Source organism: Erythrobacter ani (assembly GCF_019204025.1).
Lineage (GTDB): Bacteria > Pseudomonadota > Alphaproteobacteria > Sphingomonadales > Sphingomonadaceae > Erythrobacter > Erythrobacter ani.
Genome location: NZ_JAGSPB010000002.1, coordinates 579,725 through 601,251 on the forward strand (window position 1 = coordinate 579,725; position 21,527 = coordinate 601,251).

The window sequence follows — 21,527 nt, forward strand, 5'->3', positions numbered from 1 at the left end:
TTCTCCATTAAATCGCGGTGCCTTTGGTGAGCCAGTCCCGCGATCCTGCGCGAGACTGCTCGAAATCGCCTATCGCTGCCTGGCGCTCAAGCGTTATCGCGACCTCATCGAGACCATTTAGCAGGCAGTGTTTACGGAAGGGATCGATCTCGAATGAGAATCGGTCCTGAAACGGAGTGGTGACTGTCTGTGTTTCGAGGTCGACATTGATCTCGTGGCCGTCGCGCGCGACTTCGAGGAGACGATCGATCGCCTCCTGCGGCAGCACAACTGGCAATATGCCATTCTTCACCGCATTTCCTGAAAAGATATCGGAATAGGACGGAGCCAGAACCGCACGGATTCCGAGATCGAGGATCGCCCATGCGGCATGCTCCCGGCTCGATCCACAGCCGAAATTGTCGCCCGCGATCAGGATCGGTGCCCCTTGGTTCGCGGGATCGTCGAAAACGTTGCCTGGTTCCGCGCGAATGGACTCAAAAGCGCCTTCGCCAAGCCCGTCGCGCGTGATTGTCTTGAGCCATTTTGCAGGAATGATGATGTCGGTGTCGACATTCTTTGCGCCGAACGGAATGGCGCGGCCTTCGACGTTGGTCAGTTTCTGCATTATTTTGCCGAGGCTGGAAAAGCGGGGAGACGATCGAGATGCCGCGCATCGTGCTGGATGATGATCATCGCGTCGAGTGACTTGGCGATGGCATCGAAACGCTCGAACGAGGCGAGGGTATCAGCGCGATCCGTGTTGAATTCGGGCACTCCGCGATTGGTGACCTGCTCCTCGAAATGGTAGAGGTCCCCGGTCAGCAGGACGTCCCCCATCTGCGGCATCCGCACGAGCAAGCTTGAATGACCGGGAGTATGGCCTGGGGTCGCTTTCATGATTACGGATCCGTCGCCGAAGACATCGTGATCATGCGCAATGGCTGTCACATTGGAGCTTGTCTCGTCCAGCCAAGGTGCAAAGGGCCGCGGGTCGATAAGTTGGTTGGGAATGATGGCGGCCTTGACCGCGTCCCAATCCTGCGCGCCGATCAACAATGTCGATCCCGTAAAGTCGGGAAGCTGGCTTACGTGGTCGAAGTGATAATGGCTGACACCCGCAAAGGTTATGTCGTCCGTGGAAACTCCGATGTCACCGAGCTGGTCGACTATGGAGCGTTCGACCGAGAGGGTGAAGGCACCCTGGGTAAAGCTTGTTCTGACCAGGTCTTTCGAGAGACCAGCGTCCCAGAGCATGTATTCATCGCCGTTACGTATGAGATAACAGCTGACGATCAGCGTTCTCGGCTCGCCATCGTAAAGGTGTGCATCAGAGAACGATGCTGCGTCGCTAAGATCAATTTTCCCGCAATCGAGCCGCCACATTTCGATATCGGTTTGCTCGGACGGTATTTGCGCCCAGAGCGAAGACGTCAAAGAGGCTGCCAGCAGCGCCGCAAGCATGGCTTTCATTTCGTAATCTCCCCCAGATCAGAGTACCGGGTCAGTCGGTTTCCGGCGGCTCGCCAGAGGGGACCGTGCCGGATTTTTCGGCGTCAGCCGATTTCTGCTTGAAGCGCTTGCCAGCGTAAAGCAGCGCTGCGGCAATGGCCGCCGATCCGATCGTGGCTGCCGCACCTATGGCGGCTTTGGACTTCTTGTCTTTCGTCATGCCACCACAATGCGCTCGGCCTTGCGGGGTTGCAAGAGAAGTCTGCCACCAGGATCAATCAAGCGATCACGACATCCTTGCCGATAATGCCTGATGGCCTTCTCTCCCGAGGCGACGAGCGGCCATCCCAGCCGATCCCGTCCATGAAACGTGCTTCGATCCCGGTCAGATCTTCCGGCTGAAAGAGCCGCATGTTTGCGCCCATACGGTCGTTACCATTAGACGCGGTCGGTTGCCAATGAGTGGTCGCTCCGCATGTACCGCAAAAATGCGCTTCCACGCTGGGGTTTTCGACATCGGATCGGGTGAATACGTGGGTCAATCCTGTCACAGCGACTGCGGCTTTCGGATAATAGCTCCAAATCGCGCCGAGCTTGCGGCACAAAGAGCAGTCGCAGAATGTCACACTGGTCGGGCGCTGCGGCAGTGTGATCGCAATCGCTCCGCATGGGCACACGGCACGCATTAAGTCATTTCCCTCACATCAGTAAGTCTACCCATGACAGCCGCCGCCGCGGCCATGGCCGGGGACACCAAATGCGTCCGCGCGCCCGGTCCCTGACGACCGACGAAGTTGCGGTTCGATGTCGATGCACACCGTTCGCCCGGCGGAACCTTGTCCGGGTTCATGCCGAGGCATGCAGAGCATCCCGGTTCGCGCCATTCAAAACCGGCGTCGATGAAGATGCGATCAAGCCCCTCCTCTTCGGCCTGCCTTTTCACCAGTCCCGATCCCGGCACAACGATGGCCCAGCGCACATTGTCTGCTTTCTTGCGTCCCTTGAGCACAGTCGCCGCGGCGCGCAAATCTTCGATCCGGCTGTTCGTGCACGATCCAATGAAGATGTTCTCGACCGGAATTTCCGTCATCTTGGTTCCGGGATTGAGGCCCATATAGTCGAGGCTTTTCCGTGCGGCGGCACGCTTGCTTTCATCTGCAAAGCTATCGGGGGAGGGCACGTCGCCGCCGATCGCAACCACGTCCTCCGGGCTGGTGCCCCAAGTGACGGTCGGCTCTACGCTGGCTGCGTCGATCACAACCGATTTATCGAACGCGGCACCCTGATCGGAATGGAGCGTGCGCCAATACGCAACCGCTTGATCCCATTCCGCTCCTTTTGGCGCCATGGGCTTGCCCTCGAGATATTCGAAAACCGTCTCGTCCGGAGCGATCAACCCGGCTCGCGCTCCGGCCTCGATGCTCATGTTGCAAACTGTTAGGCGTTGCTCGACGGTCATATTCTCGAAGACAGAACCTCGATATTCGATGACATGGCCTGAACCGCCCGCAGCGCCGATCACCCCGATGATGTTCATGATGAGGTCTTTGGCGGTCACGCCGTAGGAAAGTTCGCCTTCGACCCGCACCTCCATCGATTTAGACCTCTGCAACAGAAGGGTTTGCGTCGCGAGAACGTGCTCAACTTCACTTGTACCAATACCGAAAGCCAGCGCACCAAGGCCGCCATGGCTTGCAGTGTGAGAGTCTCCGCAAACGATCGTCGTGCCGGGCAAGGAGAATCCCTGCTCCGGTCCCACGACATGGACGATGCCCTGTTGAGCATCGGCATCACCAATATACCGAATGCCGAAATCAGGTGCGTTTCTTTCGAGCGCTTCGAGCTGCGCGGCGCTCTGCGGGTCTGCGATTGGCACCTTCCCGCCGCTGGCATCGCGGCGCGCCGTTGTCGGTAGATTGTGATCGGGCACGGCGAGGGTCAGCTCCGGTCGCCTGACCGGCCGACCCGCGATCCTCAACGCCTCGAACGCCTGCGGGCTCGTGACTTCGTGTACGAGATGACGATCGATATAGATGATCGCCGTGCCATCATCACGGGTCTCGACGACATGATCGTCCCAGATTTTCTCGTAGAGGGTGCGCGGTTTGCTCGCCATTCGTCGTTTCCAATGTGTTGATTGCCGGGATTAGCGGCGATTGCGCAACACTGGCAAGCTGCTGATGAAGCGGTTTGCATTTCGTCATGGAAATGAAAGCATTGTAGGTCTAACTAACATTCATGTCAGCAATGCGGACCGCCTTACCATTTGCCTTTCCGATCAAAGTCCTGCCCGAGGACATTGATTTCATGGGTCACGTGAACAATGCGCGATACCTTAATTGGGTGCAGGATGCGGTCCTCGCGCACTGGAACAAGCTCGCCCCGGCAGAGGATGTCGCATCGAAAGCGTGGGTCGCGCTCAAGCACGAGATCACCTACCGCAAGCCCGCTTTCCTCGAAGACGACGTCACCGCAAGTACGGTGCTGGAGCATTTCAAAGGCGCCCGTGCATTTTACCATACGGTCATCCGCCGCGGCGAAGATGTTTTGGCGGAGGTAAAATCGAGTTGGTGCTGCATCGATGCAGAGACGCTGCGCCCGGCGCGGATCGGTGAACACATGCGCGAGTTTTTCTTCTCCGACGAAGACTGAGCTGCAACATCGCTTCGGCGCTTCGCAATTTGCAGCGCTGTTTTAAATCTCTATACGCACCCTAATGAGCCGGCCGCGCGTATTTATCTGAGATGCATCAGCGTTTCTCCCTTCCGGGCCGCACCATGCAGAGTGCGATTGGCCTCCTGCTTGCCGGACTGATTGCGGGCGGATGGCTTGGCATCCATGCCTATGGGATGTTCGTTTTCGAGCTGACTTGGGCGAACCTGCCATTCGCGCTCGTGCTTGCGCTGGTTCAGGTATGGCTGTCCGTCGGCGTCTTCATCGTCTGTCACGATGCCATGCATGGCAGCCTGGTGCCAAATCGGTCACGCGTGAATGCAGTGATCGGGACCGTGTTACTGTTTCTTTATGCCGGTTTTGCATGGCGCAAGCTTCGCGATGCGCATTTCGCTCATCACCGGCTCGCCGGGAAGACCGGTGATCCGGACTTCGACGAGAATAATCCAACCAGCTTCCTTCGTTGGTACGGGACCTTCTTCAAGCGCTATTTCGGCTGGCAGTCGCTTGTCTTCGTGCACATGGTTGTCGGCATCTATTGGCTGGTGATCGGAATCCCGATGGTGCAGATCGTCTTGCTTTACGGGGCGCCAGCGCTGCTATCTTCTTTGCAATTGTTCTATTTCGGCACTTTTCGCCCGCATCGGCATACGCTTGAGCAGAATGATGGCGAATTCGCGGACAACCATAATACGCGCAGCGATGAATTCGGGACTGTGACCAGTCTCGCAACCTGCTTCCATTTCGGCTATCATCTCGAGCACCACCGGCGTCCGGACGTACCCTGGTGGGCGCTCCCGGGTGCTCGCCGCGCCGGTATTGGGCTCGAAAGGCCAAGAAAGGAGATCGCGGCGTGAGCTGGCTCGAAGCAATTGCAGTGACGCTTGCCGCGCTCGCCGGTATGGAATTGTTCGCATGGTACGCGCACAAATATATCATGCATGGCTGGGGCTGGGGATGGCACCGCGACCATCATGAGCCGCATGACAGCATGTTCGAGAAAAACGACCTTTTTGCGGTCGTATTCGGCACGATCAACGCCGCAATGTATGTCTTCGGGGCGCTGTACTGGGACGCGCTGTGGTGGGCCGCGCTCGGCGTCAATCTGTACGGCGTGATCTACGCGTTCATCCACGACGGATTGGTGCACCAGCGCTTTTTCCGCTGGGTTCCCAAACGAGGATACGCGAAGCGGCTGGTGCAGGCCCACAAGCTTCACCATGCAACGATCGGCAAAGAGGGCGGGGTTAGTTTCGGCTTCGTCATCGCCCGCGACCCGCAAAAGCTGAAGGCCGAGCTGCGCATGCAAAAAGAATTGGGTCAGGCCGTGGTTCGCGAAAGTGCGGGTGCCTGACGCCTATTCGTTTCTGGTAGCGATCCAGCCCCCTGCGACGACCAGGATGGTGAGCGAAATCCAGACGTAAGGCTCGCCCAGAGTGAGCCACGTGAAAATCGCACCTACACTCATTGCACCGATTGCTGCGAGCTTCGCCGGGCGCCTGATTGCCCTCCGTTCCCGCCAGTCGCGCAGTTGCGGTCCCCATGTGGGATGCTCGATGATCCGTCTCTCCCATTCTGGGTTGCTGCGAGCGAAGCAGAAAACTGCAACGAGGAGAAAGGGGACTGTCGGCATGATCGGCAGCACAGCGCCGATCGCGGCCAGGCCCAGTGCGATGATGCCACCTGCCAGATAGAGCAGCCGCATCCTCTTTACCCTTCAGGCCGCAGCCAGCCGGGCCGCGTGTTCCTTCACGAGGGCAATCATGTTCGGGACGCCCTGCGTGCGGTTCGACGATAACTGGTTCTTCAAATCGAACGGCTCCAGCGCGCCGGTCACATCCATGCGGGCTACTTCGCCGGCGGACTTGTCCTGAACTGCTGCGATGACCAACGCGACGATACCTTTGGTGATGGCGGCGTTGCTGTCTGCGAGGAAGTGCAGCTTATCGGTTTGTTCGGTCGGATACACCCAGACGGCTGCGGAGCATCCGCGCACGAGGGTCGCATCGGTTTTCAGCGCTTCCGGCATATCTTCAAGCTCGCGCCCAAGCTCGATCAACAAGCGATAACGCTCATCACCTTCAAGGAATTCGTACTCTTCGAGAATGTCCGGCAAGGTCCGCATGGGCGCTATTTAGGAGCGCAAGCCCTTAAGTCCAACGGATATGACGCGTTGTTCGTTAAAGCTCCACACCGCTTGCGATCGCTTCGAGCTTCTTGATGCGCTCCTTTAGGTCGGCCATCTCTATCCGCGCTGCGCCGACCCCTGCGCCTCCCTCGATCTCGGATGTGTCGATGGTGCCGTGGGAACGACTTGGCCGCTCAAGCTCTTCGCGCTTGAATTCAAGCCAACCCTGCCATGCCCTGAGCAGGGCGAAAGCAACTACGCTGATGCCAACAAGACAGGTGGCTGCGATCACGAAAATCGGGTCCATCATTCGCTCAAGTCCTCCGTCGTCTTCGAGGAACGCCGCGCAATATCTCCGCGCAGGCTTTCAATCTCACGGGCGATCCGCTGCGCCTTGCGCGCTTCGGAACTGTTTTCATCGGTCGCAATCCGCTCAAGCACTTGAACGCGCTCACGCAGTTCTGCGAGCTCAGCCGCATCGATCTCGTCCGGGGTCCGGGACGCAGCTTTTTCGTCAACGCGGTCCGATGGGGCGCCATCGAAGCGGCTCATCATCTGCCGGTTCTCCCGACGGAGCCGGTTGCTCCGACCGCGCTCGTAAATCCAAAGCACGACAAACACGATCAAGGCGATGGTGAGCCAATTCATTGCTGGCTGGTCTCCAGTTTGCCAGGTTCGGCCGCTTGGACGCGCAGCATATCGATTTCGTCGGAAAGCATCTGTCCGCGATCGGTTGCGATCCGCTCCAGCACACGCAGCCGGTCTTCGATCATGTCGGTCCGGTCGGCGATTTCGCTGACTTTGGGGCTATCGGAGCGATCTGCGGCGCTCATTCCGGCCTGCGAGCGCTTGTAGTCCAGCACCTTGGACACGATCCCGTTGATGCTCGCGCCAATTATGAGGACCATGATGATGATACTCGAAAAAATGATGACCAGATCGCTGTCCATCACGCGCTCCCTTGGTCGGCGCGATGCTCGAGCGAGCGTTCGCGCAGCTGTTCGATCTCATTGCCGAGTTGATAACCGCCGTCGGTCACGATCCGCTCGACATTGGCCATCCGGTCTTTGAGCGACGAGAGCTCTGCTCTCAGTTCAGCGTTTTCCTGCGTCAGCAGCGTAACGCGCTGCTTCGCTTCGTGATCGGATGCCGGTTTGAGAGCCTGGCCCCAGGTTCCCTCTAGCGGATAACCGTGCTTGATCCTGAGTCGGGTCGTGTGGATCCAGCCAGCGACGGAAGCTGCCCCGATGGCCAGTGCGCCCCCCACGATCCAAGGCAGATGCGGGGCAAGATTGGCGGCAACGTCGATACTCATGCTTTTTCCTTGTCGTTGAGGTTGAGCGGGATCCCGGCGTCACGGGATTCGACCTTCACGGTGTCACGCAGCGCTTCGATCTGGGTGGCGATGTCATAGCCGCGATCCGTCACGATGCGTTCGAGCACCTTCACTCGGTCCTCAAGCTCCTGGACCCGGCTGGCATATTGCGCTGCCTTCTCTCCCGTGGCTTCGGCTGTCGCAGCCAGCTTCTTTTCTTCAAGCTTGCCGCGCTGGACGAGCCAGATGATCCCCAGAACCATCGCAAAGGGCGCAAATCCCACCAACCATTCCATGACGTTTCGTCCTCCCTATGAACCAGAGCGCTTAGCGCAGGCGTTCGATCTCTGCCGTCAGCCGCGGATTGCTGCTGACATAGTGCGTTTCGACAGCGGCCAATCGGCGGTCGATATCCCGAAAATTGGCGCGGATTTCGCGGGCAGTGCGCGTCGGGCTTTGGCGGACGCGCTGCCAGTATTTTTGCTCACCCTCGTCACGATAAAGATGCGGGGGTTTCTTGTTCATCAGAATACCCGCAGCAATGTAGGCGAGGATCGGCCATCCGAGTCCAATAGTGAGAGCCACAAGCCCAAGCCGTATCCACAGAGCATTGATCCCGGTATATTCTGAGATGCCTGCGCAGACGCCCATCAACTTGCCGTTCGACTTGTCGCGATAAATGGTGGTGCGGGGCGAATTCATACCTTGGATCCTTTCTTTTCGGCGATGAGCTGTTCAAGCTCGCGGAGCTGTTGGTTGTCGGTCTCCTGGTCGGCCATCAGGCGCTTCACCGGGGAGAATGACGGGTCGTCCGAGGCCACGAGGCGTTCGACTGTGTCCATCCGTTCGTCGAGGCGCTTGGCGAGGTTGTAGAGTTCTTCCAGCAAGACTTCGTCGTCGCTGGTGATCGTCGCTGCGGTCTTCCACTTGGTCATGTAGTGCATGACCATCCAGGGAAGCGCGATCACGACCATGAAAATGAGAAGTACGACTTCGAATGGCATGATTTATTCCCCCTTCTCGGCGTGGTCCTTGCCCAACGCCTTTTTCATTTCTGCAAGTTCATCGTCGATCGCATCTGCGCCTTCCAGCGCGGCGATTTCATCCGAAAGTGAAGGCTGACCTTCCTCTGCGATCGAAAGCGCGTCCGCCCGTCCCTCGGCGTAATCGACACGGCGTTCGAGCTGGTCGAAACGCGAGAGCGCTTCGTCGGTGCGTTCCGTGCTCATCAGAGTGCGCAGCTTGACGCGGTTCTCGGCGCTTTCAAGCCGCGCCGCGATGGCGGTCTGGCGACTACGCGCTTCGCGCAGGCGGTGCTGCAGCTTTTGAATATCGTCTTCGTAAGCGCGCAATGCATCATCAAGAACAGCGATTTCGGCTTTAAGCTGGTCGGCCATGCTGACGGCCTTTTTCTTTTCAACCAAGGCAGCGCGGGCCAGGTCTTCGCGATCTTTCGACAGCGCGAGCTGGGCTTTTTCTCCCCAATCGGCCTGAAGCCGGTCAAGCTTCACGACATGGCGGTGCATTTCTTTCTGATCAGCAATCGTACGTGCCGCACTTGCCCGCACCTCGACCAGGGTTTCCTCCATTTCGAGGATAATCATCCGGATCATCTTCGACGGATCGTCCGCCTTGTCGAGCATGTCGTTGAAATTGGCCGCAACGATGTCGCGGGTGCGGCTGAAAATACCCATGAAGGCTACTCCATCTAGGAACGGGTTGGTGGCGCTCTGCTTCGAATCGGTGTCGCGCTTGCGCTCATGAGATTGCGTCGGGGTGGGGCTGCGACGCAAGGCCTCGATTTCGGCGTCAAGACGAGACAAATTGCCCTGGCGTTGAAGAGAGCCGGTGGAACGGGCCGAAGCGAGGCTGCTTTTTCGCGCGCTGGCAGAGCTGTCTGCGCGCGAAGCAGGCTTTGCGGGGGACTTTTCCCGCTCCGGCCCGAAGGCGTTGGTTTCGTTCTTGCTCACCCGAACTCTCAAGCGATCTCGACCAGCATGACCGTGGCGGCATGCGGGTGAGCAAACATGTCGGTTTGCGCGCTGTTCGCGTCAAATTGCGAGGTGAATACGACCATGACGGTCATCGCTGCGATGCTTGCGATCGAAGCGTGACCAAGCTTGCTGGTCCAAAATCTCTTCGCAAAGAACATGTTCTTGTACATCTGGCGATACTCCCGCTGCGGCGATTTTCGACCCTGTGCCGATTTCCGCCAATCTTGCCCAAGATTAAGCAAGCGGTGTGCCAAACTGCAGAAATCCCGAATTTCCAACGATATTTTCACTGTGAGCTAAGATCTTGATGGTACCTATTGCCAAACATTGGGAAATCTCACTATAGATTGGTTATGGAGCGGGATAATCAGTTCATTGGACAGTCTGGTGCCTTCCTCGATGCAGTGGAGCGTGCGTCGCGCGCTGCACCGATGAGCCGCCCTGTCCTCGTCATCGGCGAGCGCGGGACCGGGAAAGAGCTCATCGCCGAACGCCTGCATCGCCTATCCACCCGGTGGGATGAGCCGCTCGTCACGATGAACTGTGCGGCTCTTCCCGAAACCTTGATAGAGGCCGAATTGTTCGGCCACGAAGCCGGCGCTTTCACTGGTGCTACCAAAGCCAGAGCGGGAAGGTTCGAAGAAGCCGACAGAGGCACTTTATTTCTCGATGAACTGGGCACTCTGTCGATGGGCGCGCAAGAACGTTTGCTGAGAGCCGTGGAGTATGGCGAGATCACCCGCATCGGTGCGTCGAGGCCGATCCGGGTCGATGTGCGGATTGTGGCCGCCACGAATGACGACCTGCCCGCTTTGGCGGAAAGCGGCGAGTTTCGTGCCGACCTGCTTGATCGGCTCAGCTTCGAGGTGATTACGCTGCCCCCCCTGAGGGTGCGGGATGGGGATGTCGGAGTGCTGGCCGAATATTTCGCAAGGCGGATGGCGGCCGAACTCGATTGGCATTCCTGGCCCGGGTTTGCGCCGCATGTCATGACCAGCCTCGAAGAATATGCCTGGCCCGGCAATGTGCGCGAATTGCGCAATGTTGTGGAGCGTGCGGTTTATCGTTGGGACGATCCGGAAAGTCCGATCGCGCATATGCAATTCGATCCGTTCGAAAGCCCTTGGAAACCGAAGGCTCCTCCTCATCGGTCGAGCGCCGCAGCAGCCCTGCCAGCTGGCGGAGTAGCCCAGTCGCAGGCGTCAGCCCACTCCGCCGCCGACACCTTCGACCAAATCGACGATTTGCGCGCCGCCGTCGATGAGCATGAGCGGACGATTGTCGAGCATGCACTCGGCAAGCATCGCTGGAATCAGCGCCAGACAGCGAAGGCTCTGGGACTGAGCTACGACCAGCTTCGACACGCGATCAAGAAGCACGGATTGATGGAGGAAGGCGAAAGCTAGCTGCCTTTCCGACCCGCGATCTCGAGCGCCGAATAGGGCTTGCCATTCCATGAGCTCGGTACTATTTCACCGTCATCCCAACATTGTCGTTGCAAGGTTTGGATGCTGGCGCCGCAAGGGGCCGGCACCGATCGGCATTGGCACATGCGTAGGTCGTAACGGAGACTTGATGAGCGACATCGAACGCCTGACACAATTGATCGAACCCGAAGCGGAAGCTCTGGGTTTCGAACTTGTGCGCGTGAAGATGGTGCCATCGGAAGCCGGTGATGGCGGAGATGCCTTGCAGATCATGGCGGAGGACCCGGCAACGGGCCAGCTCGTGATCGAACAGTGCGCTGCGTTATCGCGCCGCGTCTCAGACATGATGGACGCCCATGAAGAGGCCGGTGATACGCTGATCGAAGGGGCGTATCATCTCGAAGTGTCATCCCCGGGCATTGACCGCCCCCTTACGCGTGAAAAGGATTTCACCGATTGGGCAGGGCACGAAGCTCGCATCGTCATGGCCAAAGGCTGGTCGGGCGACGATAAGGGGCAGCGCGTGTTCAAGGGTGAACTGAACGGCATCGAATCCGGTATGGTCCGGTTGACCGATGCAAAGAACGGCGTGGTTGAATTGCCGCGCGAACAGATACACACGGCGAAGCTTGTCCTTACAGACGCGCTCATCGCCGCCACCAAGCCGCTGGATACCAGCGGTGCCGACGAAATCGAAGAAGAAGAAAAGGCAGACGATTGATGGCCAGTGCCATTTCCGCCAACAAGGCAGAACTCCTAGCGATTGCAAACTCGGTCGCTTCCGAAAAGATGATCGACAAATCGATCGTCATCGAAGCGATGGAAGAGGCGATCCAGAAAAGCGCGCGTAACCGTTATGGCGCGGAAAACGATATCCGCGCGAAACTCGATCCGCAGACCGGCGATCTGACGCTGTGGCGTGTGGTCGAGGTTGTCGAGGAAGTCGAGGATTACTTCAAGCAAGTCGATCTGAAACAGGCGGCCAAACTGAAGGATGACGCCAAGGTCGGTGATTTCCTGGTCGATCCTCTGCCACCGGTCGACCTGGGCCGCATTGATGCGCAGAGCGCAAAGCAGGTGATTTTTCAGAAGGTCCGCGATGCCGAGCGCGAACGTCAGTTCGAAGAGTTCAAGGACCGCGCGAACGAAGTCATCACCGGCGTCATCAAGTCGGTTGAATTTGGTCACGTGATCGTCAACCTCGGCCGCGCAGAAGGTGTCATTCGCCGTGACCAGCAGATCCCGCGCGAAGCAGCGCGCGTTGGTGAACGTGTCCGTGCGCTCATCACCAAGGTCGAGCGCAACAATCGCGGCCCCCAGATTTTCCTGAGCCGCGCTGCGCCCGATTTCATGCGCAAGCTTTTCGCTCAGGAAGTACCGGAAATTTACGACGGCATTATCGAGATCAAGGCCGCTGCACGAGACCCGGGCAGCCGCGCCAAGATTGGCGTCATCAGCCACGATAGCTCGATCGATCCGGTCGGTGCCTGCGTCGGCATGAAGGGCAGCCGCGTTCAGGCTGTTGTGCAGGAATTGCAGGGCGAAAAGATCGACATCATTCCGTGGTCGGAAGATACGGCGACTTTCGTCGTGAACGCACTGCAGCCGGCAACGGTCGCCCGTGTCGTCCTCGACGAGGAAGAGGGGCGCATCGAAGTCGTCGTGCCCGATGATCAACTTTCTCTGGCCATTGGTCGCCGCGGTCAGAACGTGCGCCTCGCCAGCCAGCTCACCGGTCACCAGATCGATATCATGACCGAGGAAGAGGCATCGGAAAAACGCTCGAAGGAATTCGCAGAGCGCTCGAAGATGTTCGAAGAAGAACTCGACGTCGACGAGACCCTTTCGCAGCTGTTGGTCGCCGAAGGCTTCGCTATGCTCGAAGAGGTCGCCTATGTCGACAAGGCGGAGCTCGCCGCGATTGAAGGCTTCGATGAAGATCTTGCCGAAGAGCTTCAGAGCCGCGCGATCGAAGCGCTTGAGCGTCAGGAAGAGGTGCATCGTGTTGCCCGCCGCGAGCTCGGCGTTGAAGACGACCTTGCCGAGATCCCGCATCTTTCCGAAGCGATGCTTGTCACGCTGGGCAAGGCCGGGATCAAGACACTGGACGACCTTGCCGATCTCGCGACCGACGAACTGATTGCCAAAAAGCGCGAAGCACCGCGTCGCCGCAACAATGCGGACGGCCCGCCAATGCGTCGCCCGCAGCGCGAACAGGACAAGGGCGGCGTCCTTGGCGAATTCGGCCTTTCGGAAGAGCAGGGCAACGAAATCATCATGGCTGCACGCGCACACTGGTTTGAAGACGAAGACGTCTCCGAGCCCGACATTCAGGAGGCCGCCGATGCGGACTCCACCCAATGAGCGCGTAAGTTCAGACATCGCTGAAACTCCCCGCACTCGGGAAGCCGACAACGCTTCCGGGAGCGAAAGGCGCTGCATCCTTTCAGGAGACAGCCATCCGCGCGATGCGCTCGTACGGTTGGCCATTTCTCCGGATGGACTGGTCCTGCCCGATCCAGGTGCGAAGGCGCCGGGTCGCGGCGCGTGGATCGTCCCTGACCGCGACGCACTTGAAGCCGCTATGGCCGATGGCCATTTCAAACGGGCGCTGATGCGCGCATTCAAAGGTGGTCCGGAAGGTGTTACGCTTTCCTACTCTAACGATTTGCCTCAGCAGGTCGAAATGGCTTTGACCCGGCACCTCACCGATCGTCTTGGGCTCGAGCTGCGTGCGGGCAACGCCGTCCTCGGCTCCAGCCGAATCGAGGAACAGGCGCGGCAAGGGCGGCTGGGACTGCTGCTCCATGCCAGCGACTGCAGCGCTGATGGACGCAAGAAACTGGACCAGGCGTGGCGCGTCGGGGCGGAAATCGAAGGATCAGGTGAGCGCGGACAGGTCTTGCCACTGGACCGCGATACGCTGTCTGTGGCATTGGGCCGCGAGAATGTCGTCCATTTGGGCATTTCAGGGCGACCCGGCGATGCCAGCGCGCCAAATCAGAAACGCGCGGCTTCGCGTGTAGCGCAGGCGGCAGCGCGCCTTACGAGCTTTGTAAGCGGCTTTTCAGCCTCTTGTGACCGGCCAATCAATGGTGAAGCGGGCGTGAAGCTCGCTGAAAAACGCGGCGACGACAGAATTAATACGTGAAGGACAATTGAGCTAGAATGAGCGACGATACAGAAAAACGCACCCGTAAACCGCTGGGCCTTAAAAGGGCGGTCGATGCTGGCGAGGTCAAGCAGACCTTTAGCCACGGCCGTACCAATAAGGTTGCGGTTGAGGTCAAGCGCCGCCGCAAGCTCTTGAAGCCTGGTGAGACGCCTGCGCCCGAGCCCGCAGCTGAGCCAACGCCAGCACCGGCGCCTGAGCCCGCACCGGCTCCGGCGGCGAAGAAGTCTGCGCCAGCCAAGCCTGCCAAGAAAGCGCCTGCGGGGGAAACACCGCAGGAACGCGTAAAGCGTCTCCAGCGCGAAGCCGAAGAGCAGCGTCTCGATCAGCTTGCTCAGGATCGCAAGCGCGAGGAAGAGCAGGTTCGCCAGCGGGATGAGAAAGAAGCCCAGCAGCGCGAAGACAATCGCAAAGCCGAGGAAGAGGCTGAAAAGCAGGCTGCCGAAGAGGCCAAGGCGAACGCAGAGGCCGAGAAGCAGGCCGAGACCGCAAAAGCGGATGCAAGCGTCGAAGCTGAGCCGAGCGCGTCGCCTGCTGCTCGCAAGTTTACGCCAGTCGCGCGTCCCGAGCCGAAGCGTCCGGAAAAGAAGAAGAAGGAAGACAAGCGCGCTGCCAAGGACACGGGAGGCGGCGGCAAGGACAAGCGACGCTCAGGCAAGCTCACCGTTACGAAGGCGCTTAACGAGGATGAAGGCCGCCGGGCCCGCAGTCTCGCGGCGCTCAAGCGTGCGCGTGAAAAAGAGCGCCGGGCCCAGGGTGGTCCGGCCAAGCCGCGCGAAAAGCAGGTTCGCGACGTGGTCGTGCCGGAGGCCATCACCGTTGGCGAACTGGCCAAGCGGATGGGCGAGAAGGGTGCCGACCTCGTGAAAGAGCTATTCAACCTCGACATGATGGTTACGGTCAATCAGACGATCGACCAGGAAACCGCAGAACTGCTGGTCGAACAATTCGGTCACAATATCGAGAAGGTTTCCGAAGCCGATATCGACATCGCGACCGACGAGGATGTCGATCCAGAAGAAACGCTCAAACCGCGTCCGCCGGTCGTCACGATCATGGGTCACGTCGATCACGGCAAAACCAGCCTTCTCGATGCGCTGCGCGGCACGGATGTGACCAAGGGCGAAGCCGGCGGCATCACTCAGCATATCGGTAGCTACCAGATCACGACGAAGGATAAGGCAAAGATTACCTTCCTCGACACGCCGGGCCACGCGGCATTCTCCGAAATGCGTCAGCGCGGTGCAAACGTGACCGACATCGTTGTGCTGGTCGTGGCCGGTGACGACGGCATCATGCCGCAGACGATCGAGGCCATCAATCATACCAAGGCGGCGAATGTTCCGATGATCGTCGCCATCAACAAGATGGACAAGCCGGAAGCGGACGCAAACAACATTCGCAGCCGGCTGCTTGAACATGAAGTGATCGTCGAAGAGATGTCGGGCGATGTCCAGGACGTGGAAATTTCCGCTACCAAGGGCACCGGTCTCGATGAGTTGCTCGAGAAAATTCAGCTCCAGGCTGAATTGCTGGAGCTGAAAGCCCGTCCTGATCGGGAAGCTGATGCGACCGTGATCGAAGCGCAGCTTGACAAGGGCCGCGGCCCCGTCGCGACCGTCCTCATTACGCGCGGCACCCTTAAGCGCGGCGACACCTTCGTGGTCGGCACGGAAAGCGGCCGTGTCCGCGCGATCGTCAACGATCAGGGCAAGCAGATCAAGGAAGCCGGCCCCTCGATGCCGGTCGAGGTCCTCGGTCTTGGCGGGGTGCCATCGGCGGGCGATCAGCTGACCGTGGTTGAAAACGAACAGCGCGCCCGTGAAGTCGCGGAGTATCGCCGTGAGAAGGCGACCGAACAACGCACCGCACTGGCTCCGACTAGCTTCGATACGATGTTCAACAACCTCGCATCGGATGTGATCGAATGGCCGGTTCTCGTGAAGGCTGACGTGCAGGGCTCTGTCGAGGCTATCGTCAACTCGCTGCACAACATCTCGACCGACGATATCAAGGTTCGCGTTCTTCACGCGGGCGTCGGCGCGATTACGGAAAGCGATGTAACGCTTGCCGCTGCATCCAATGCGCCGATCATCGGTTTCAACGTGCGGCCGAATGCCAAGGCACGCGAGCTGGTGAAACGCGACGGTGTGCGGATGATGTATTACGACGTCATCTATCACCTGACCGAAGAAGTCGCGAAGGAAATGGCCGGTGAGCTGGGTCCGGAGCGGATCGAAACCGTTGTCGGACGTGCGCAGGTCAAGGAAGTCTTCAAGTCCGGCAAACGCGACAAGGCTGCAGGCCTTCTGGTGGAAGATGGTGTCATTCGCAAAGGTCTGTTTGCGCGTCTCACGCGTGACGACGTCATCGTTTCGGCAACCACGATCGCCTCACTGCGGCGTTTCAAGGACGATGTGGACGAAGTCCGCTCGGGCCTCGAATGCGGTGTCGTGCTGGAAGACACGAACGACATCAAGCCGGGCGACCAGCTTGAAGTCTTCGAAGTCGAAGAGCGCGAGCGGACTATCGAGGTCTCGTAAAGGTCAGGCCAGTGGGTAAGGTGTACGAGAGTCAGCGTTCGCCGTCGGCCGAGCTGATGGGTAGTGAATTCGTATCCTTCGATGCCGAACTCGGCGAATTGACGACGCGGTTTACGCCCCCTGCGAGCTTCGCCTCACCGCGCGGCGCGGTGCAGGGCGGGCTGATTGCCGGGTTTCTTGACGAAGTAATGGGCGGCGCGCTGCTGGCTGTGACTGAGAACGCGGGTGACGGGGTGCGCCTCCCCCTCAATCTCGATATGAATCTGATTTTTATGAGGATGGTTCCATTGAGCCCCCTGATCGCCAAAGGTCGCGTAGTGAAACGCGGCAATCGCGTCGCATTTCTGGAAGGCGAGTTGTACAGCGAGGATGGCAGCATGCTGGCTCGCGCGACCTCTACCGCGCTTCCAACTCGGTTGCCTGGACAAGACGCATGAAGCCAAACGCGCCCTTTGTAAGTCCGGCGGATGAATCTCTATCGGGTTCACCGCATTCCGTATTGCTCGGTTCCGAATTTGTCTCCTTCGACGAAGCCACGCAGACTGCGACGATGCGCTTCAACGTAAAAAAGGAAGTGACGACGTGGCGGGGCGGTGTGCAGGGCGGCCTTGTCGCGGGCTATCTGGATGATGTTATGGGCTATGCCTTCGTCGCGGCGACAGGTGGAGAGATGGCGCCCCTGAATCTTGAGCTGTCGATGACGCTGATCCGGCTGATACCTGAAGGTCCGCTGATTGGAAAAGGCAGGGTCGTAAAGGCTGGTCGGCGGGTCGTTTTCCTTGAAGGAGAATTGCTGGCCGAAGATGGCACCGTCATGGCCCGCGCCACGTCCACCGCGCTCCCCACTCCGCGCCCCTCGCCAACAGAAACCGGTATGGGCTGATGGCTCGTAAAGATCCTTTTACCGCTGAGCAGCAATCGGTCCGCGTACTCAAGGTTGGCGAGCGCGTGCGGCATATCCTCTCCGAGCTCTTGGCGCGGCAGGAAGTCCACGACGATGTGGTCAGCGCAGCGAATATCGCGGTGACGGAAGTTCGCATGACCCCCGATCTCCGCAACGCGACGGCCTATGTCAAACCGTTACTGGGGGCAGGCGAGGACGATGTCGTCCACGCGCTGCGGCAAAATACCGCGTTTCTTCAGCGAGAGGTTGCAAAACGGCTTGGCCTGAAATTCGCGCCCAAACTCAAATTCCGGAAAGATGAGAGTTTCGCAGAGGCAGACCGGATCGAGGAATTGCTGCGCGATCCTAAAGTTGCGCGCGATCTCGATGCGGACGACCAGCCGGAAACTTAGGCCGGCATCATCCTGGCGCTCATGACGATATCGACCTTGTTGCCAACGATCAGCCGATAGCTTTTCATTCCGTATTCCCGCCGATCGATCGTGGTGGTCGCCGTGAACTTTACCGGTGCACCGGCGGGAGAGGTAACCGGATCGGTTTCGAAGGTGACGTCGAGCACCTGAGGTTTTGTCACGCCCCGCGCAGTCAGTTCACCGGCCAGAGTTCCCTCGGTCGCGGATTCCAGCTTGAGCGATTTGCCAACGAACCGGACGGTCGGGTATTTCTCGACCCAGAAGAATTTTTCCCCGCGAAGCCGTTTCAGGGTCGTCTCATCGGGAGCCTCCAGTGCGGTCGCATCGAAGGTCACGTCGATCACCGCCTGCTCAGGCGCACCCGGCACGATCCTGACGTCGCCTGACATCTTCGGAAACTTCATCGACTTGCTGGACAGCCCGAAAAACGGAACTTTTGCAGTCACTTCACTCGCCGTCGCGTCGAGCGTGTACTGGCGCGGCGCGCTCGCATTGGCGAGCACGGCGAGCGCCAGCAGGGGGGCGACAAACAGGCGGCGTTTCAACATCATTGGGCTCCTAGTACTCTTGAGTACGGCCAGGGAGGTCCAAAAGTTTCACTTCCGCCCGTCAATTACCGCGCATCATCCCGATCTTGGCAAAGAGTATCCGACAGGCGCATCGGGCCCTAGCGGAATACCGAGATAGAACCAGACTACGATCAACAGCGTGCCTGAAGCCAAGAGCCAGACCGAGTACGGCACCATCATCGCGGTAAGGCTGCCGAGACCGAAATCCTTCTGCCAGCGCTGCGCGAAAACGAGGATCAGCGGAAAGTACACCATCAGCGGCGTGATGATATTGGTCGCGCTGTCGCCGACACGGTACGCCGCGGTCGCGCCCTCTGGACTAATCCCGAGAAGCATCAGCATTGGCACAAGTATCGGGGCAAGCAGAGCCCACTTGGCACTGGCAGAACCCACGAACAGGTTCAGCAGACCGGCAAATAGCACCATCAGACCCAATACGAGCGGTAGTGGCAGCCCGGTCGACCTGATGGCGTCTGCGCCATGAACCGCCGATATCAGGCCGAGGTTCGACCATCCGAACATCGCCACGAAGTGCGCTGCTGCGAAAGCAAGGACGAGGTAGTACCCCATGTCCTTCATCGATTCCGACATCATGCCGACGAGATCGCGGTGGTTCTTGATCGTCCCTGTCGCCCTTCCATAGGCCCACCCCGCGAGCAGAAAGAGCAGGAAGAAGCCTGCGACCAGCGACCGGTAAAGCGGGGCAAGCTGTGTGTGGATCGAACAGTCGCTGACCCCTTCGCATGCAGGTTCATTGATTAGCGGCGTACCGGGAGCGAACACCATGAGCACCCACAACCCTACAACGAAGAGAGCGGCAAGTCCTGCATGGCGCAATCCTTTCCCTGCGAGCTCTCCGTCATGTGCCGTAGGATCTGGGCTCTGATCTTCGCTCGCGCCGGCTGTCGCTCCACCCTTCCATGGGCCGAGGCGCGGTTCGATAACCTTGTCGGTGACGTACCAGATGATCGGTAGGAAGACGATCGTCATGACACTGATGAAATACCAATTGCCTGCGATATTGGCGGTCCATGCGGGGTCCAGCGCGCTAGAGGCGACAGCCTCTTCGGTGATTCCAAAAAGAAGCGCGTCGAGCTGACCAGGGGAGATGTTGGCCGAAAAACCGCCCGAGACGCCCGCAAATGCGGCCGCAATCCCGGCAAGCGGGTGACGCCCTGCAGCTGCGAAAAGGATGCCTGCGAGCGGGATGAGCACCACATATCCCGCGTCAGCGGCGTGGTTGCCGATCATCGCAACGAGCGCCACAACCGGCGTCAGAAGCGCTTTGGGAGCGCTCTTGACGGCGCTCGCCATTCCTGCGGCGAAGAAGCCGGAACGCTCGGCCACGCCCGCACCAAGCATGACGACGAGGACGTAACCCAAAGGGTGAAAGTGCGTAAACGTTTTGGGCATATCCACCCACAGCCGCTGGATGTTTTCTGCCGATAGCAAGCTGACGGCCTCGATCTGAAGCGGTGCCCCGCTGGCCTCGTCGAGAGTGGTCGGATGTAGGGCCGAAACGCCCAGGACCGCGCAGATGATCGAAATCACCACGAGCGCTATGATCAGATAGAAGAACAGGAAAACGGGATCCGGCAGCTTGTTGCCGCTTCTTTCGATCCAGCCGAGTACCCCGGTCATGCCTTCGTGCTTATTCTCAGCCGGAGCTGCGCTTGCCATGTATCTGTCCTCGTTACTTGGTCAGCTTTTCATCGCGGTAGCATTGCGCGGCGTGCCTGTCTGCCTTCTGAATGGCGGGACATGTTGATGGCTTGGGGACACTGCTTGCCCGGTGCTTGCCCAAGTAAGGCTGCGGTGTAATCACGCCGGTATGGCGAAGCTTTATTTTTACTATTCCAGCATGAATGCGGGCAAATCGACCACCCTGCTGCAAGCCGATTTCAATTATCGCGAGCGCGGCATGAAAACGATGCTCTGGACCGCAGAGCTCGACACTCGGTCCGAAGGGATGGTCCGTAGCCGCATTGGTCTCGAAGCCGAGGCGCAGCTTTATTCGCTGACGACAGATTTATGGTCGGCCATCACTGCAGCGCATGAAAAGACGCCGCTCGATTGCGTCCTCATCGACGAGGCTCAATTCCTGGCGAAGGAGCAGGTATGGCAGCTCGCCCGTCTCGCCGATGAATCCGGCATTCCCGTGCTCTGCTACGGTATCAGAACCGATTTCCAAGGCGAGCTTTTTCCCGGGTCTGCCGCTCTGCTCGGAATTGCGGACGCGCTCGTCGAGCTCAAGGCTGTCTGCCATTGCGGACGCAAAGCCAGCATGAATCTGCGTGTCGATCAGCAGGGCAAACCGGTTGCTGAAGGCGCACAGACCGAAATCGGCGGCAATGATCGCTACCTGGCGCTTTGCCGCAAACATTTTAGTGAGGCGTTGGCATGATGAAACCGGATCGTTCTTCCCTATCGAAGGTCCTTGAGAGCGCAAACGTCCGGATTGAGCCCTTCGCCGCGCATCACGTCGAACCGCTCAGAACCGCCTGCGCCGAGGACCAGGAGATATGGAAGATATACCCGGTCAACATGATCGGCGAGGATTTCGACAAGGCCATGGCCGCTTTCCACTCGCTGGAGAACTGGGTCCGATTTGCGCTCGTTGACCTTAAACAGGATCGTCTGGTCGGCACGAGCAACTACATCAATCCCGACGCATTTGGCGTCGTCGAAATAGGTGGGACTTACATAGCTCCATCCGTCCGGGGCACCGGTTTCAACAAGGTGATGAAGACACTGATGATCGACCACGCCTATGCCTGCGGCTTCACCAAGATCGAGTTCCGAGTGGACACACGGAACGAACGTTCGATGGCCGCAGTCCTTAAGCTTGGCACGAAGCAGGAAGGGGTTCTGCGCCAGAACCGGGTCACATGGACCGGTTATCGGCGTGACACGGCAGTTTTCGGCTTGTTGCAGAACGAATGGGCTGGTTGAGCGCGC

At 59.0% G+C, this 21,527-nt stretch carries 31 protein-coding genes; 13 read left to right on the forward strand and 18 right to left on the reverse strand.

The features are described 5' to 3' along the window. Positions 1-7 precede the first annotated feature (7 nt). From leuD to leuC, 5 genes are read right to left on the reverse strand one after another with little or no spacing between them, the layout of a single operon-like run. Positions 8-607 carry a 3-isopropylmalate dehydratase small subunit gene (gene leuD, locus KCG45_RS09700; RefSeq protein ID WP_218317045.1) on the reverse strand — a complete coding sequence of 200 codons (600 nt, stop codon included), beginning with the start codon at positions 605-607 and terminating at the stop codon, positions 8-10. Then, positions 607-1,452: an N-acyl homoserine lactonase family protein gene (locus KCG45_RS09705; RefSeq protein ID WP_218317046.1), complete on the reverse strand. Its 846-nt coding sequence runs from the start codon at positions 1,450-1,452 to the stop codon at positions 607-609. The genes leuD and KCG45_RS09705 overlap by 1 nt, the downstream gene beginning before the upstream one ends. A gap of 31 nt (positions 1,453-1,483) precedes the next feature. Next, entirely contained in the window at positions 1,484-1,651 is a 168-nt protein-coding gene (locus tag KCG45_RS09710) for an isopropylmalate isomerase (protein ID WP_218317047.1), read from the reverse strand. Positions 1,652-1,709: 58 nt separating this feature from the next. Further along, positions 1,710-2,117 carry a GFA family protein gene (locus tag KCG45_RS09715; RefSeq protein WP_218317048.1) on the reverse strand — a complete coding sequence of 136 codons (408 nt, stop codon included), beginning with the start codon at positions 2,115-2,117 and terminating at the stop codon, positions 1,710-1,712. Then, positions 2,117-3,547, reverse strand: coding sequence for a 3-isopropylmalate dehydratase large subunit (leuC, locus tag KCG45_RS09720; protein ID WP_218317049.1), 1,431 nt, complete (start codon positions 3,545-3,547; stop codon positions 2,117-2,119). The genes KCG45_RS09715 and leuC overlap by 1 nt, the downstream gene beginning before the upstream one ends. Positions 3,548-3,669: 122 nt before the next feature. Here leuC and KCG45_RS09725 point away from each other — a divergent pair, with 122 nt between their 5' ends. The 3 genes from KCG45_RS09725 to KCG45_RS09735 all read left to right on the forward strand — a co-directional run bounded on the left by KCG45_RS09725 (position 3,670) and on the right by KCG45_RS09735 (position 5,458). Then, positions 3,670-4,083 carry an acyl-CoA thioesterase gene (locus tag KCG45_RS09725; protein WP_255548117.1) on the forward strand — a complete coding sequence of 138 codons (414 nt, stop codon included), beginning with the start codon at positions 3,670-3,672 and terminating at the stop codon, positions 4,081-4,083. Positions 4,084-4,208: 125 nt separating this feature from the next. Beyond that, on the forward strand, positions 4,209-4,961 hold the full coding sequence (locus tag KCG45_RS09730; protein WP_255548118.1) for a fatty acid desaturase: 753 nt from the start codon (positions 4,209-4,211) through the stop codon (positions 4,959-4,961). Beyond that, positions 4,958-5,458 (forward strand): sterol desaturase family protein, encoded by a 501-nt coding sequence (locus KCG45_RS09735; protein ID WP_218317051.1) that lies wholly within the window; start codon positions 4,958-4,960, stop codon positions 5,456-5,458. Before KCG45_RS09730 ends, KCG45_RS09735 begins: the two co-directional genes overlap by 4 nt. Positions 5,459-5,461: 3 nt before the next feature. Here KCG45_RS09735 and KCG45_RS09740 read toward each other — a convergent pair whose 3' ends face one another. Genes KCG45_RS09740 through KCG45_RS09790 form a run of 11 tightly spaced genes read right to left on the reverse strand, consistent with a single transcriptional unit; the run spans position 5,462 to position 9,711 of the window. Next, positions 5,462-5,809, reverse strand: a complete 348-nt coding sequence (locus KCG45_RS09740; RefSeq protein WP_218317052.1) for a YbaN family protein — start codon at positions 5,807-5,809, stop codon at positions 5,462-5,464. A gap of 12 nt (positions 5,810-5,821) precedes the next feature. Next, a complete protein-coding gene (locus KCG45_RS09745; RefSeq protein WP_218317053.1) occupies positions 5,822-6,229 on the reverse strand; it encodes a SufE family protein in 408 nt (135 codons plus the stop codon). A 55-nt stretch (positions 6,230-6,284) separates the two neighbouring features. Next, positions 6,285-6,542 carry a hypothetical protein gene (locus KCG45_RS09750; protein ID WP_218317054.1) on the reverse strand — a complete coding sequence of 86 codons (258 nt, stop codon included), beginning with the start codon at positions 6,540-6,542 and terminating at the stop codon, positions 6,285-6,287. Next, positions 6,539-6,880: a hypothetical protein gene (locus KCG45_RS09755; RefSeq protein WP_218317055.1), complete on the reverse strand. Its 342-nt coding sequence runs from the start codon at positions 6,878-6,880 to the stop codon at positions 6,539-6,541. The genes KCG45_RS09750 and KCG45_RS09755 overlap by 4 nt, the downstream gene beginning before the upstream one ends. Then, the gene (locus tag KCG45_RS09760) at positions 6,877-7,182 is read right to left on the reverse strand and encodes a hypothetical protein (protein ID WP_218317056.1); all 306 of its coding nucleotides are present in this window, start codon (positions 7,180-7,182) and stop codon (positions 6,877-6,879) included. The genes KCG45_RS09755 and KCG45_RS09760 overlap by 4 nt, the downstream gene beginning before the upstream one ends. Further along, positions 7,182-7,547, reverse strand: a complete 366-nt coding sequence (locus KCG45_RS09765) for a hypothetical protein (protein WP_218317057.1) — start codon at positions 7,545-7,547, stop codon at positions 7,182-7,184. Before KCG45_RS09765 ends, KCG45_RS09760 begins: the two co-directional genes overlap by 1 nt. Further along, the gene (locus KCG45_RS09770; RefSeq protein ID WP_218317058.1) at positions 7,544-7,843 is read right to left on the reverse strand and encodes a hypothetical protein; all 300 of its coding nucleotides are present in this window, start codon (positions 7,841-7,843) and stop codon (positions 7,544-7,546) included. The genes KCG45_RS09765 and KCG45_RS09770 overlap by 4 nt, the downstream gene beginning before the upstream one ends. 31 nt (positions 7,844-7,874) lie before the next feature. Continuing rightward, complete coding sequence (pspC, locus tag KCG45_RS09775; protein ID WP_218317059.1) at positions 7,875-8,249, reverse strand: envelope stress response membrane protein PspC; 375 nt, start codon at positions 8,247-8,249, stop codon at positions 7,875-7,877. Further along, positions 8,246-8,551 (reverse strand): envelope stress response membrane protein PspB, encoded by a 306-nt coding sequence (pspB, locus tag KCG45_RS09780; RefSeq protein ID WP_218317060.1) that lies wholly within the window; start codon positions 8,549-8,551, stop codon positions 8,246-8,248. The genes pspC and pspB overlap by 4 nt, the downstream gene beginning before the upstream one ends. A gap of 3 nt (positions 8,552-8,554) precedes the next feature. Beyond that, the gene (gene pspA, locus KCG45_RS09785; RefSeq protein ID WP_439648918.1) at positions 8,555-9,517 is read right to left on the reverse strand and encodes a phage shock protein PspA; all 963 of its coding nucleotides are present in this window, start codon (positions 9,515-9,517) and stop codon (positions 8,555-8,557) included. Positions 9,518-9,525: 8 nt separating this feature from the next. Next, positions 9,526-9,711, reverse strand: a complete 186-nt coding sequence (locus KCG45_RS09790) for a hypothetical protein (RefSeq protein WP_218317061.1) — start codon at positions 9,709-9,711, stop codon at positions 9,526-9,528. A gap of 183 nt (positions 9,712-9,894) precedes the next feature. Between KCG45_RS09790 and pspF the strand changes: the two genes are divergently transcribed. The 8 genes from pspF to rbfA all read left to right on the forward strand — a co-directional run bounded on the left by pspF (position 9,895) and on the right by rbfA (position 17,979). After that, positions 9,895-10,947: a phage shock protein operon transcriptional activator gene (pspF, locus tag KCG45_RS09795; RefSeq protein ID WP_218317062.1), complete on the forward strand. Its 1,053-nt coding sequence runs from the start codon at positions 9,895-9,897 to the stop codon at positions 10,945-10,947. A 169-nt stretch (positions 10,948-11,116) separates the two neighbouring features. After that, the gene (rimP, locus tag KCG45_RS09800) at positions 11,117-11,689 is read left to right on the forward strand and encodes a ribosome maturation protein RimP (protein WP_218317063.1); all 573 of its coding nucleotides are present in this window, start codon (positions 11,117-11,119) and stop codon (positions 11,687-11,689) included. Further along, a complete protein-coding gene (gene nusA / locus KCG45_RS09805; RefSeq protein WP_218317064.1) occupies positions 11,689-13,332 on the forward strand; it encodes a transcription termination factor NusA in 1,644 nt (547 codons plus the stop codon). The genes rimP and nusA overlap by 1 nt, the downstream gene beginning before the upstream one ends. Then, a complete protein-coding gene (locus tag KCG45_RS09810; protein ID WP_218317065.1) occupies positions 13,313-14,119 on the forward strand; it encodes a DUF448 domain-containing protein in 807 nt (268 codons plus the stop codon). The genes nusA and KCG45_RS09810 overlap by 20 nt, the downstream gene beginning before the upstream one ends. 17 nt (positions 14,120-14,136) lie before the next feature. Then, the gene (infB, locus tag KCG45_RS09815) at positions 14,137-16,683 is read left to right on the forward strand and encodes a translation initiation factor IF-2 (protein WP_218317066.1); all 2,547 of its coding nucleotides are present in this window, start codon (positions 14,137-14,139) and stop codon (positions 16,681-16,683) included. A gap of 56 nt (positions 16,684-16,739) precedes the next feature. Further along, entirely contained in the window at positions 16,740-17,120 is a 381-nt protein-coding gene (locus tag KCG45_RS09820) for a PaaI family thioesterase (protein WP_218317067.1), read from the forward strand. Then, positions 17,117-17,566, forward strand: a complete 450-nt coding sequence (locus KCG45_RS09825; protein ID WP_218317068.1) for a PaaI family thioesterase — start codon at positions 17,117-17,119, stop codon at positions 17,564-17,566. Before KCG45_RS09820 ends, KCG45_RS09825 begins: the two co-directional genes overlap by 4 nt. Next, positions 17,566-17,979 carry a 30S ribosome-binding factor RbfA gene (gene rbfA, locus KCG45_RS09830; RefSeq protein ID WP_218317069.1) on the forward strand — a complete coding sequence of 138 codons (414 nt, stop codon included), beginning with the start codon at positions 17,566-17,568 and terminating at the stop codon, positions 17,977-17,979. Before KCG45_RS09825 ends, rbfA begins: the two co-directional genes overlap by 1 nt. On the opposite strand, the gene KCG45_RS09835 is transcribed toward rbfA, so the two are convergent. Further along, positions 17,976-18,551, reverse strand: coding sequence for a YceI family protein (locus KCG45_RS09835; protein WP_255548119.1), 576 nt, complete (start codon positions 18,549-18,551; stop codon positions 17,976-17,978). The genes rbfA and KCG45_RS09835 overlap by 4 nt on opposite strands. Positions 18,552-18,623: 72 nt before the next feature. Continuing rightward, positions 18,624-20,249, reverse strand: coding sequence for an AbgT family transporter (locus tag KCG45_RS09840; RefSeq protein ID WP_218317070.1), 1,626 nt, complete (start codon positions 20,247-20,249; stop codon positions 18,624-18,626). 151 nt (positions 20,250-20,400) lie between these two features. Between KCG45_RS09840 and KCG45_RS09845 the strand changes: the two genes are divergently transcribed. Next, positions 20,401-20,973, forward strand: coding sequence for a thymidine kinase (locus tag KCG45_RS09845; RefSeq protein WP_218317071.1), 573 nt, complete (start codon positions 20,401-20,403; stop codon positions 20,971-20,973). Then, entirely contained in the window at positions 20,970-21,521 is a 552-nt protein-coding gene (locus KCG45_RS09850; RefSeq protein ID WP_255548120.1) for a GNAT family N-acetyltransferase, read from the forward strand. The genes KCG45_RS09845 and KCG45_RS09850 overlap by 4 nt, the downstream gene beginning before the upstream one ends. The last annotated feature ends 6 nt before the right edge of the window (positions 21,522-21,527 follow it).